The sequence below is a fragment of the Pontibacter beigongshangensis genome (assembly GCF_014332515.1).
GTDB lineage: Bacteria > Bacteroidota > Bacteroidia > Cytophagales > Hymenobacteraceae > Pontibacter > Pontibacter beigongshangensis.
In genome coordinates this window covers 81,181-94,013 of the sequence record NZ_VFSD01000005.1, presented here as the reverse complement: position 1 = coordinate 94,013, position 12,833 = coordinate 81,181, and the positions used below count along the sequence as shown (strand labels likewise).

6 protein-coding genes are annotated in these 12,833 nt (G+C 47.9%); all 6 read left to right on the top strand.

Going from position 1 to position 12,833, the window contains the following annotated elements; genetic code table 11:
• The first annotated feature begins 53 nt into the window (after window positions 1–53).
• Window positions 54–1,472, top strand: coding sequence for an RtcB family protein (locus FJM74_RS06345; RefSeq protein ID WP_187261736.1), 1,419 nt, complete (start codon window positions 54–56; stop codon window positions 1,470–1,472).
• 300 nt (window positions 1,473–1,772) lie between these two features.
• Window positions 1,773–5,444 (top strand): anti-phage defense-associated sirtuin Dsr2, encoded by a 3,672-nt coding sequence (gene dsr2 / locus FJM74_RS06340; protein ID WP_187261735.1) that lies wholly within the window; start codon window positions 1,773–1,775, stop codon window positions 5,442–5,444.
• Between the two features lie 132 nt (window positions 5,445–5,576).
• Complete coding sequence (locus tag FJM74_RS06335; protein ID WP_187261734.1) at window positions 5,577–7,094, top strand: TROVE domain-containing protein; 1,518 nt, start codon at window positions 5,577–5,579, stop codon at window positions 7,092–7,094.
• A 400-nt stretch (window positions 7,095–7,494) separates the two neighbouring features.
• A protein-coding gene (locus FJM74_RS06330) for an IS5 family transposase (protein WP_206684007.1) occupies window positions 7,495–8,246 on the top strand; the annotation gives its coding sequence in 2 pieces (ribosomal slippage) (window positions 7,495–7,833 and window positions 7,836–8,246; 750 coding nt in all).
• Between the two features lie 606 nt (window positions 8,247–8,852).
• Window positions 8,853–10,229 carry a 3' terminal RNA ribose 2'-O-methyltransferase Hen1 gene (locus tag FJM74_RS06325; RefSeq protein ID WP_187261732.1) on the top strand — a complete coding sequence of 459 codons (1,377 nt, stop codon included), beginning with the start codon at window positions 8,853–8,855 and terminating at the stop codon, window positions 10,227–10,229.
• Window positions 10,226–12,772 (top strand): polynucleotide kinase-phosphatase, encoded by a 2,547-nt coding sequence (locus FJM74_RS06320; protein ID WP_187261731.1) that lies wholly within the window; start codon window positions 10,226–10,228, stop codon window positions 12,770–12,772. Before FJM74_RS06325 ends, FJM74_RS06320 begins: the two co-directional genes overlap by 4 nt.
• Window positions 12,773–12,833: the final 61 nt, after the last annotated feature.

Below are 12,833 nucleotides of genomic sequence, written 5' to 3'. Positions count from 1 at the left end.
GAAAGGCTGCGGACTAGCCCTTTTTCTTTGTCGCATTACTATGAACAAGAAAGATGACGACACATAAACTTTCAGGAAAAGAACTCAAAGGCATCGGTTACGCACCGGGCAAAGCAATAGGCATAGCCCTGGCTATAATGGATATCACTTACAAGCATGTAGCACCAGAAGAGCAGCTGGCCTTGCTGGCGAAGGTGCTGGCCACTCCATCCGATTACCAGGACCACGAGCACCTGGCACCATTGGCAGAGGTCCTTTTGCCTCCAAAAGAGGACGAGACCATTCCGCTCCTTTCTGAGGGGAAAGCCTACAAGATTTATGGTGCGGAAGGCATAGAAGCCGGGGCATTAAACCAGATGGACGTTGCCATGCGCCTGCCTGTCACGGTTGCGGGCGCGCTGATGCCGGATGCCCACCAGGGCTATGGCCTGCCGATCGGTGGTGTGCTGGCAACACAAAATACCGTGATCCCTTATGCCGTGGGAGTAGACATCGGGTGCCGCATGAGCATGAGCGTGTATGCCATGCAGCCGGATATCCTGAAAAAGCAGGCAGAGCAGATGAAACGCCTGCTGCTGGACAACACGCGCTTTGGCACAGCTACTTTTAAAAAGCCAAAGGACCATGCGATTATGGACCGGCCTGAGTTCTCCTATATTGAGATCGTGAAGAACCTGCGGGATCGCGCTTACAGCCAACTAGGTTCCTCGGGCGGCGGCAATCACTTTGTGGAGTTTGGGACAGTGGAGCTGCACGATGCGGAAAATGAGTTCGGTCTGCCGGTAGGGAATTACCTGGCCGTACTCTCCCACTCCGGTTCCCGCGGACTAGGCGCCAGCATTGCCGGGCACTATACCAAAGTGGCGATGGCGAATTGCCGGCTGCCACAGGAGGCAAATCACCTGGCCTGGCTGGACCTGAACACGCAGGAAGGGCACGAGTACTGGCTGGCAATGAACCTTGCCGGCGACTATGCCTCCGCCTGCCACCACCAGATACACGAGCGCCTGGCCATTGCGCTGGGTGAGCAGCCGATCGCGGTGGTGGAGAACCACCACAACTTCGCTTGGAAAGAAAAAGATGCCAAGGGCAACGACGTGATTGTGCATCGTAAGGGAGCAACGCCTGCAGGCAAAGGTGTACTAGGTATTATACCTGGCTCTATGGCCACACCAGGCTTTATTGTGCGCGGCAAAGGAGACGTAAGCTCCTTAAGCTCTGCTTCGCACGGTGCAGGAAGAGTCATGTCCCGCACAAAGGCCAAACAGATGCTTTCGCTGCCACAGGTGCAGCGGTATTTGCAAGAAGCGGGCGTGGAAGTGATCGGATCAGGATTGGATGAGTCGCCTATGGTTTACAAGGACATCCGGCAGGTGATGAACTCCCAAAAAGAGCTGGTGGATGTGGTGGGCACCTTCACTCCGAAGATCGTCCGCATGTGCGGAGATGAGAAGTATATGGGGAAGGATTAGGGTACATAAATCATTGTAAAAAAGCCCCTGCCATAGTAAGGTAGGGGCTTTTGATTTAGAAGATATTGATAATCTATGTGGAATAGATCAATAAAACTGAAAAATGAATAAGGCCTTGACCCTGGCTCAGGAGCCTGATATTGAACCCCTAATAAGTTGCTGATGGAGCGAGAATTTTAGCAGTACTATATACAATAAGTTTTCCTATAGTTTTTGATACAAACAATAAATATTACCTTTAATATATATTGTTTCCAATGTTTACGATGCTCAATAAATACCTTCAATTACTAAATTAATATGACTGATATACCAGTAGAAAATATACCTATTGAAATTAGAAGTTATCTACTAGAAATAGCACAAAGGTTATGGTCAGGTCATGCTGCTGTGATGGTAGGAGCGGGATTTAGCAAAAATGGATTGAAAAGTGACCCTACTAAACGAGATATTCCGAATTGGAACCAATTAGGTGATATTTTTTATGAGAAGATATATGGTTGTAAACCGAGTGTTGATAAACATTACTTAAATGTAATGAAATTGGCGAATGAAGTACAGGCTGCCTTTGGGCGACCTGTTCTAGATCAGATCATGAAGGATTATATTCCTGACAAAGAGTATGAACCCTCAACTTTACATATTCAATTACTAGAATTACCTTGGACAGATATTTTCACAACTAATTACGACACTCTCCTAGAGCGAGCCAGTGTAAATGTAATTAACCAGCGCTTTGATGTAGTTGTTAATAAACAAGATCTTATTTATTCAAAAAAACCAAGAATTATTAAACTACATGGAAGCTTCCCTTATGAACGCCCCTTGATTGTCACAGAAGAAGATTATCGTACTTACCCCAAATTTTTTGCTCCTTTTGTCAATACAGTACAACAGTCATTATTAGAAAATACACTCTGTTTACTTGGATTCTCAGGCGATGATCCTAATTTTTTACAATGGATAGGATGGATCAATGATAATTTAGGTAAAGAAAATTCTCCTAAAATCTATTTGGTAGGTTTATTAGGTTTATCCGATGCTCAGAAAAAACTTTTAGAGTCTAAAAATATTGTACTGGTTGATTTAGCTCTTTGTAAAGAGACAGAAGGTAACCATGGTAAGGCACTATCTCTATTTTTAAATTTTCTTAAATCTGAGAAAAAAAAAGGTAATAATCTTGAATGGCCAGGTAATAAAAGGCTTATTTCAAGCTTTTCTGATGACTTTGATTTTTCAGCAATTATTGAAGAATGGGAAAGCGATAGGCTAAAATACCCTAATTGGTTAATTCTACCTGAAGAACAAAGGGAGGTGTTGTGGAGATCTACAGAAAGTCACATCAATAGATTAAGCGATTTAGAAAAGGTAGACACTCTTACAGATATTAATTTTTGTTATGAATTGAACTGGCGCCTTGAAAGATGTTTATGTCCACTCTTTGATGATTTAGTTCCTACAATTGAAAGGATTCTTCATAAGTATGATCCACAACAAGATGAAATCACTATAGATAAAAATACTTCTAGTAAGGAAAACGTAATTTGGAATAGCATAAAATATAAATGGCTGGATTTACAACTTTCATTACTTCGTTTCTACCGTGAAGAAAACTTTAAGGATAGATGGCACAACACAACTCAAATACTTAAGGAATATTTTCAACATTTTTCTCCAGAACAAATAGCTAAATTTTACTACGAACAATCGCTGTTTGAGCTATTCCAATTAGATGTTTCTGCATTGCAACGAAAACTAGCTGAGTGGCCTCATAACATATCCTTACCCTACTGGGAGGCAAAACGTGCAGCTTTACTCGGTGAGATAGGTAAAGGAGAGGAAGCAGAAAAGCTTTTAGAAACCGCTCTCACTTTTATTAGAGCTCGTTTAAATCTTTCACCTGTTTCGAATGATTATACTTGGGTTTCTCAAGAAGCATATGTAATTGTATTACTAAAAAACATTAGATCCAGCCTCAGATTTGCTTCCACTGAATATAAATCTGAAAATGAAGAAGCTAAAAAGTTAAATCAAGAACGTTTAAGTGATCTTGTTCAGTATAAATGTGATCCTTGGAACGAATTTAAACTTTTTCGGATAAAGCTAGACCGGGAACCTATAGATAAACCTGAACAGTATAGACAGAGCACTTTTGATATCGGCAGAACAACTACTACTTATAACCTTGCCAACAATGAAAACGATACTTTTATAGCTTACTCTTTTTTACGCTTTGTAGAAGAAGCAGGCATTCCCTTTAAAATATCGAATGTTACTTACGAGAAGAAAACAGCAGAGGCTGCAGCTAAGAGAATATCTTCACATTCCCCAAACTGGGCACTAGTTGTTTTATTAAGGCTAGGCGATGCCAAGGTTGTTGATAATATTTTCACACGGCTATTTGTGTTCAAGATGAATACAGGAGAAGCTGACGAATTAATAGATCATTATATCACGGCTTATCATCAAATACAACAAAAGCAACTTTTCAATTTATCTTCTTCAATACCAGAGATATTATCACGTCTTACCGTTAGATGCTCCGATCAAAGTAAGATTAAAATTCTTGAATTTTTAAAGCAACTTTATCTATCAAACCAGAAAAGAAATTTAACAGGAATACCTAATTTGCTGAAAAGGGTGCTAGCCTCAAGCTCATCTGAATTACAGGCTAGTATACTTGTTTCATTATTAGATTTTCCACTTCTGGATCAAGATATTATAGGATTCCCTGAACCTTTTTATTATATAAATTTTGCTAGTGGAGAAATCGATTCAAGCAAAGTCAGAATAAATAAAGATATCATTAATTCCTTGTTGATAGAAACTTCGCAAATAGGTTTTAAAAGGAAAATAGCCCTACTCAGATTAGGTAAGCTAAATGAGTTTAAGTTGCTTGATAAAAATCAGTCAAAATCTTTTGGTAAAGCTTTATGGATGTTTAAAGATGTAGAGTCTGAACTTCCAAGTGACTCGCCTTTTTACGTATCAGCCTACCTACATTTCCCCCATCCTAAAAACATCAATTTAAAAAATATCATTAAAAATTACCTCTTAAATCATCCATTCCCATTAGAAAACACAGAGTCTAAAAAAGGTAAAGGTATTACTATTACTCATGGATATATTCAGATCTTAGAGGAATTTAGAAGAGGCTTATCTACTACAGAATTACAATGGACTGATGAAGAGGTCATAAGTCTATATAATAAAATCATCGAATGGTGGGAGTGTGATAAGAGCTATCTTAAAAAAGAAGATACGAACCCTTTTTTCTCAATATATGAAGAATTTGTCGATAGGTTCGAACATATTAATACCCTCATTGCGACTATAATTAAACTATACCACAAATCACTTATTAATAGTGAAAGTCAAGTTAACTTAGCCCAGTTTATTGATGACTTACAACATCATCAAGTTTCTAACTTATTAGCAAAAACAGCATATACTGCTTTCTTTGATAAAGACAAGGAAAGTTTAATCAATGACATTGAAAAATCATTTGCATCCAAGCAAAATCGTCTCTTTAATGATGCTGCAGAAGCTACCTTAAGCATAGTTGAATTTTATAAGCTTGGTTACTTTACTAATGCTGAGATGATAAAGCCTCTGAGTGTAGTAAGTCATCAAATCAAGTGGCGTATTACTAATACCTTAACTATTTCACTAGAGATAATGAGTAATATTTTAGATAATTATCCTCAAATACTAAACGGGGGAATTCTATCTGATTTGCTTTTAGGCCTTGAACATTTACTAGTGGAAACTGACCTAGGAAACGCCTCTGTAGATGAAAGCTCAGAAAGAAAATTACTCTTTAGGAAGTATGGAGCACGTTTAGCTGCAAAGCTACAGAAGCATTACAATCAAGAAAATTTACCGCTCCCTCAAGTAGTTACTAATTGGCAGACAGCTTGCTGCAACACTCAGGAGTTTGAGGACATAAAAAAAGAATGGGTTCTCCTTTAGGTTTTTAAACACATTAATTATAGAATTAGCATTAGATAATTTTAGTACATATATAAACTAAAAAAATCTTACCTGCGCAAAAAGACTGCGCACCAGCCCCTGAACTTTGGTCTATCATAAAAGAAAAAGGCCATGAAGTTCAACATTCTCTCCTCTAAAAAGCACCAAACCATGAACCACGAAGGGGCGCTGGCTTGGAACATGGGGCCAGCCGCAGAGCTGTATGCAGCTGTTGTTACGGCATCGCTCAGCGACAAATTCTATGAGAGCGGCAACAAGCGACTGGAGCGCATCCGGGAGCTGATCGCCCAGAACGAACCGCTGTTTGTGGCAAAGCTGGCAGTGTATACCCGCACGCAGATGCACCTGCGCAGCGTGCCGTTGGTGTTGCTGGTAGAACTGGCTAAGCTGCACGCCGGCGATGACCTGGTGAGCCGAACGGTTTCCCGTGTGGTGCAGCGTGCCGACGAAATTACGGAGCTCCTTGCCTACTACAGCGTGAGCAACGGGCGCACCGGCACTAAAAAGCTGGGGCGCCTCTCCAAGCAGCTGCAGAAAGGACTGGCCATGGCCTTCAACAACTTCGACGAATACCAATTCGCCAAGTACAACCGAGCCACCGACGTAAAGCTGCGCGATGCGCTGTTCCTGGTGCACCCGAAGTCCAAAGACGAAACACAGAAAGCACTATTCGATAAAATAGCCGCTGACACGCTCGCTACGCCCTATACCTGGGAGACAGAGCTGTCGGCCGTGGGGCAGCAGCCATTCGAAAGTGAAGAGGCGAAAGCCGCCGCCATGCGGGCGAAATGGGAAAAGTTGATCGAGAGCGGCCGGCTGGGCTATATGGCGCTGCTGCGTAACCTGCGCAACATTATTCTGGCAGAAGTATCTGCTGGTCACATGAAGCAGGTATGCGCACTCCTGTCGGATGCTCGTGCCGTGCAGCAGGCAAAGCAGCTGCCGTTCCGTTACCTGGCTGCCTACCGCGAATTGCTTCCCCTTAAATCCGGGTATACCGCCAGGGTGCTGGATGCGCTGGAGAAGGCGGTGCAGGTGAGTGTGCGGAACATGAAGGGCTTCGGTGAAGAGGTGCGCGTGGTAGTAGCCTGCGACGTTTCAGGCTCTATGCAGCGCCCTATCTCCGAGAGAAGCAAGATTCTGAACTACGACATCGGGCTGATGCTGGGCATGCTGTTGCAGCACCGCTGTCAGCATGTGATTACAGGTATGTTCGGCGACAGATGGAATGTGATCAACCTGCCACATAAGCAGGTGCTGGCCAACGTTCAGGAGTTCTACCGCCGCGAAGGGGAAGTAGGCTACGCCACCAATAGTTACCTGGTCATACGTGACCTGATAAACCGCCGTGTGCAGGCAGACAAGGTCATGCTCTTTACGGACTGCCAACTCTGGGATAACACAGGCTATAACCACAGCCTGACACAGGAGTGGAAGAAGTACAAGGCCATCGCACCTAACGCGCGCCTATACCTCTTCGACTTAGCCGGTTATGGCAGCTCACCGCTCAACCTGGTGCAGGAAGACGCGTTCCTGATCGGGGGCTGGAGCGATAAGGTGTTCGATGTGCTGGAGGCGATAGAGAACGGAGGCGCAGCCCTGGACGCTATCGAAAAAGTAGAACTATAAACAAGCAGGAGGTGCCGTAGGTACGTGTTACTTCGGTGAAGTCTTCTAAAGACGAGCAGGTTCAAATCCTGCACGCTGCCAGCAGCGTTGTCACGGGCCGGATTTCGCCCTCCTGCCTAATTACTTGGGTTATAAATGAGCGGTGCCGTAGGCAGGAGTTACTTCGTCAGGGTGCTGGAATTGCAGGTTCGAGTCCTGCTTTCCGCTTCTACCGGAAGTGGAAATAGTGAAAGGGCAACACGCCAGCGAGTACAATTATAAGTCTCCGGCCGCCAGTCGCCTGCTCATTTTACTGAACAAATTACACAGGAAGTTTTGTGTCCGCTTTTGAAGGGGACTAGGTTGTGTTGACAATTACTGAATGAATTACGGCGGTACTTGTTTATAGCTTAAAAAGCTTATGCGACGCTACGAAATCAGCGACCAGGCCTGGCATCGTATCAGTGATTTATTGCCGGGCAAATCCACTGATGTGGGCCGTACGGCCAGAGACAACCGCCAGTTTATCAACGCCGTGCTCTGGATTGCCCGCAGCGGAGCGCCCTGGCGCGACCTGCCCGAACGCTTCGGCCCCTGGAACTCGGTCTACCAACGCTTCCGCCGCTGGGCCCGCAAAGGCGTATGGCAGCAGGTCTTTGAGGCCCTGCAGGAACCGGACTTGGATTGGCTCCTGCTCGACTCGACCACCGTCCGAGCGCACCAGCACGCGGCAGGGCAAAAAAAACAACGGCAGCGGCAGAGTCCTTAGGCCGCAGCCGCGGTGGCTTCAGCACCAAGGTACACGCCTGCTGCGATGCCCTGGGCAACCCTCGCCGGTTTGTGCTCTCAGTGGGGCAGCAGTCCGACCACCAGCAGGCAGATGCCTTATTAGCAGAAGACAACCCTGGGGCAGTCGTGGCAGACAAAGGCTATGACAGCAAATGCTTCGCTCAAGGCATCGCTGCGCGTGGCGCTGAGGTCGTTATTCCTTCCAGAGCCAAGGCCAAAGAGCCTCGTTTGATTGACGAGAACCTCTACAAGGACAGAAACAAAATCGAGCGCTTCTTCAACAGAATCAAACATTACAGACGCATCGCTACTCGATACGATAAAACAGCTGCTTCTTACCTAGCATTTGTGCATGTAGCTGCAGCTATGACGCTTTTACTTTAATTGTCAACACAACCTAGTGGATGATTTACACCTGCGTATAATTTATTGAAATTTCTAAAATGCCTGTGTTATTCTCCTTACACCCTTTAAAGGGGGCATTTCCTGCTATTGATACTTTGTGTGCAACAGCAGTTACTAAGTAATACATAACACAGTGGTGCCGTAAACAGGAGTTACTTCGTGTGCCGCAGGTTCGATTCCTGCCTGTGCCCAAGGGCATGGTAGCTCAGCTGGTAGAGCAACGCCTGTAACAGGTATAGTCTCCTGTTGCCTGTCGCCCACTTATAAATTAGAGTGCCGTAGATTGGAGTTACTTCGCCTGTCACGCAAATCACAGCTCCATTCGTCTGTCGCCTCTATGCTATTGGAACAGGTGCCGTAGACAAGCGTTACTTCGACTCCTAATCGGCAGGTCGCGGGTTCGAGTCCCGTCACCCTAACTAAAAAGACACATTAGGGTGTAGCTCAGTTGGTAGAGCAGCGTCGCTTGCCGCCTGTCGCCCTGTTCATTTTTTACCTGCGGATGCCTTTGGCTGAAAAGCTATGGGTGTCTCAGGCAAAAAAACTATATTGAATTTTGTGCATAGCTGAAGAAGAAAACAAATCATGATAGTAGAAATTACCACTACCCACACGCCGGCCACAGACCTAGGCTACCTGCTGCACAAGCACCCGGACAAAGTACAGTCGGTGGAGCTGGCCGCTGGCAAAGCACATGTCTTCTACACCGAGGCGACAATTGAACGCTGCACCGCCTGCCTGATGCTCGACATCAACCCGGTGGACCTGGTGCGTGTGCGCAAAGGAAACTACGTGCTGCAGGACCAGTATGTGAACGATAGGCCCTATACCACCAATTCGTTCCTAAGCACAGCTATCTCCAAGGCATTCGGGTCTGCCCTGAACGGGAGGTGCAACACAAAGCCGGAGCTGCCGGAGACACAGATGCCCTTCACCTGCAGGCTCACGTCGCTGCGCGTAGATGCAGAACTCGAAGCAGTAGAACGTCTGTTCCACCCGCTTGGCTATGAACTGGAAATAGAGACCATTCAACTGGATTCAGACTTTCCGGGCTGGGGGCTGAGTAAGTATATCAATCTGACAATTCATAAATGCTGTACGCTGCAGGAGCTGCTCTCCCACCTGTATGTGCTCATCCCGGTGCTCGACAACAGCCGCCACAGCTACGTTTCGCAGAACGACATCGAGATCCTGATGCAGAAAGGCCAGGGCTGGCTGGAGCAGCACCCGGAGCGGGACTGGATCACCAGAAGGTTCCTTCGCAACATCCGCGCCATCGCCAACGAAGCTATTTTGCGCCTGGCAGGTGAAGAAGCAGTTACTGCTGAAGGACACAAGTCCCCGCTGCAGGAGAGCCTGCACCAGCAGCGCCTGAACCTGGTCTTTGAGCGGTTGCGCGAAAGCGGAGCGCAAAACGTGCTTGATCTAGGCTGTGGCTCTGGCAAACTGCTGAAGCTGCTGCTAAAGGATGGCCAGTTCCAAAAGATCGCGGGCATGGATGTCTCTTTTTCGGAGCTGCAGCAGGCTAGGGAGAACCTGCACCTGGAGGAGGCTTCTCCCGCCTTGCGTGAACGTCTTTCAATTTTCCAAGGCTCCGTCACTTACCTGGACGAAAGGTTAAAAGGCTATGGCGCCGTGGCCCTGGTGGAGGTGATCGAGCACCTGGACGAGGAAAGGGTGCCTGCTATGGAGAAGGTGGTGTTCGGCTATGCCCAACCGGACACTGTAGTGCTTTCAACCCCTAACTCCGAATACAACGTGGTGTTCGAACGGCTGGAGGCGGAGGCTTTCCGCCACGAGGACCATCGGTTCGAATGGACGCGGGAGGAGTTCCGGAGGTGGTGCCAGCAGGTGTGTGAGCGCTACGGGTATGAGGTATGCATAGAGCCCGTGGGGCAGGAGGAGCCAGCATTAGGCGCTCCCTCTCAACTAGCGGTATTCAATAAGAAAGTAACAGCATGAAAGATATAAAATTACCAGAGTTAGCCCTTGTATTGCTGGTTGGCCCTAGCAGCTCGGGCAAGAGTACCTTCGCTAAGAAATACTTCCTCGGTACAGAGGTCATCTCCTCCGACTATTGCCGTGCCTTGGTGTCGGATGACGAGAACAACCTGGATGCTACAAGTGATGCCTTTGATGTGCTGAACTTCCTGGCTGCCAAGCGGCTGAAGCGAGGAAAGCTGACGGTAGTCGATGCACTCAACCTGCATAAGAACGACCGGGCGAAACTGGTGCGGCTGGCAAAGGACAATTACGTACTGGCAGCCGCTATCGTGCTTGACACCCCTATAAGGAGGCTGCACGAGCGCCACGTGTTGCGAGCCGACCGAAATTTCGGTGGGCAGGTGCTGGAGAAGCACTACGACATGTACCGCCGCACGCTAAAGAGCATCAAGCGCGAGGGATTCAGTTATACTTATGTTGTGAACCCTGAGGAGGAGGTGCGCATAGTACGCCAGCCGCTCTTCAATAACCGGAAGGAAGAGACAGGCCCCTTTGATATCATTGGGGATGTGCACGGCTGCTTTGATGAGTTGGAGGAGCTAATGACGAGCCTAGGCTACAAGGTTATCTTGCTGCCTGACGGGCATTATGACGTGCAGGCGCCAATGGGAAGAAAAGCCATTTTCCTGGGGGACCTGACGGACCGCGGTCCGAAATCGGTGGAGGTGCTGCGCCTGGTAATGGACATGGTGCAGGCAGGTATTGGGATCTGCATCAGGGGCAACCATGATGACAAACTACTGCGTTACCTGCAGGGAAAGAGTGTGAGCCTGGACCATGGGCTGGACAAAACCGTACAGCAATTGGCAGTCACCTCTGATGGTTTCGGAGAGGAGGTTAAGGTTTTCCTTGACGGTCTTATCGCGCATTATGTGCTGGATGAAGGAAAGCTGGTAGTGGCACACGCGGGGCTGCCGGAGGAGATGCATGGCAGGGCCGCTTCCGCAGTGCGAGCCTTCTGCCTCTATGGCGAAACCACAGGCGAAATAGATGAGTTTGGCTTGCCCGTTCGCCACGACTGGGCCCGAAACTACAGGGGAAAGGCCACGGTGGTATATGGCCACACGCCCGTGCCTGTCCTGGACTGGCTTAACAATACGCTCAACTTAGATACTGGCTGTGTGTTCGGAGGCAGGCTTACGGCGTTGCGCTACCCGGAGCGGGAGACGGTGTCGGTGGTCAGCCGCAAGGTATACTGTGAGCCAGTACGGCCTGTGCAATCTCAATCTGAGATAAGGGCCGACGAGAACGCGTATGAAGACATGCTTGATCTCAGCCTGTTACGGGAGAAATACATTGTGGAGACGGGGCTTGGAAAGCGTGTAATCGTGCGGGAGGAGAACGCCGTGGCGGCTCTGGAGGTGATGAGCCGCTTTGCCATCGACCCAAAGTGGCTGGCATATCTACCTCCTACCATGTCGCCACCAGAAACAAGCCAGTTGCCAGACTATCTGGAGCACCCGCTGGAGGTGTTTAGCTACTACCGCAGGCATGGTGTGAGGAACCTGATCTGTGAAGAGAAACACATGGGCTCCCGTGCTATTGCGGTTGTGTGTAAAAAGCCAGAGGTGGCAGTAAAAAGATTTGGCTTGCAGCGTGCCGCCCCTGGTGTGATCTACACACGTACGGGCCGCAGGTTCTTTAATAATATTGGTACAGAGACAGCTTTTCTGGAGGTATTGCACCGTGCCTTGACCGCGGCGGGCTTCTGGGACCGCTTCGATACGGAGTGGGTGATTCTGGACGGGGAGCTCCTACCATGGTCCTCCAAGGCAAAGGACTTGATAGTCAACCAATACGCGGCGGTGGGCGCCTCGGCTTCCAATAGCCTGAGAAGGGCGGGAGAAGCACTGCAGCAGGCTTTGTCACGTGGATTGGATGTAGCGGCTATGCTTCAGACTGTTAATGAGCGGGCGCAGGCTATCAATAAATACATCTCCTCCTATCGTAATTATACTAGTGAAACAGAGGGTATAGAAGGCATGTGCTTTGCCCCTTTCCATGTGCTGGCCACGGAAGGCAAGGTGCATGCGGATCAGCCGCACACCTGGCACATGGAGCAGATCGCCGCTTTGTGCCACCAGGACGAGCGCTATCTGCTGATGACCAACCTCAAATTTGTGGACCTGGAGGACGAGGAAAGCATTCATTCAGCTGTAAACTGGTGGACGGAACTCACAGCGGCTGGCGGTGAAGGCATGGTGGTGAAACCGCTGGAATTTGTGCCGACTCATAAAGACAGGCTGATACAGCCTGCCATGAAGTGCCGCGGCAGCGAGTACCTGCGCATCATCTACGGTCCTGAATATGACCTTTCAGGAAACTTAGAGCGACTGAAGCAGCGCCACGTGAAGGCGAAACGGGAACTGGCCCTGCAGGAGTTTGCCCTTGGGTTGGAGTCTCTGGAGCGGTTTGTGCGAAAGGAGCCACTGAGGCGTGTGCATGAATGTGTGTTTGGAGTACTGGCGATGGAGAGTGAGGCTGTGGACCCCCGACTGTAACCGCTAAAACGTGCCAGTGTTTATGATACCAGATGAAGAAATTTAAAGCTATAATTGGTAA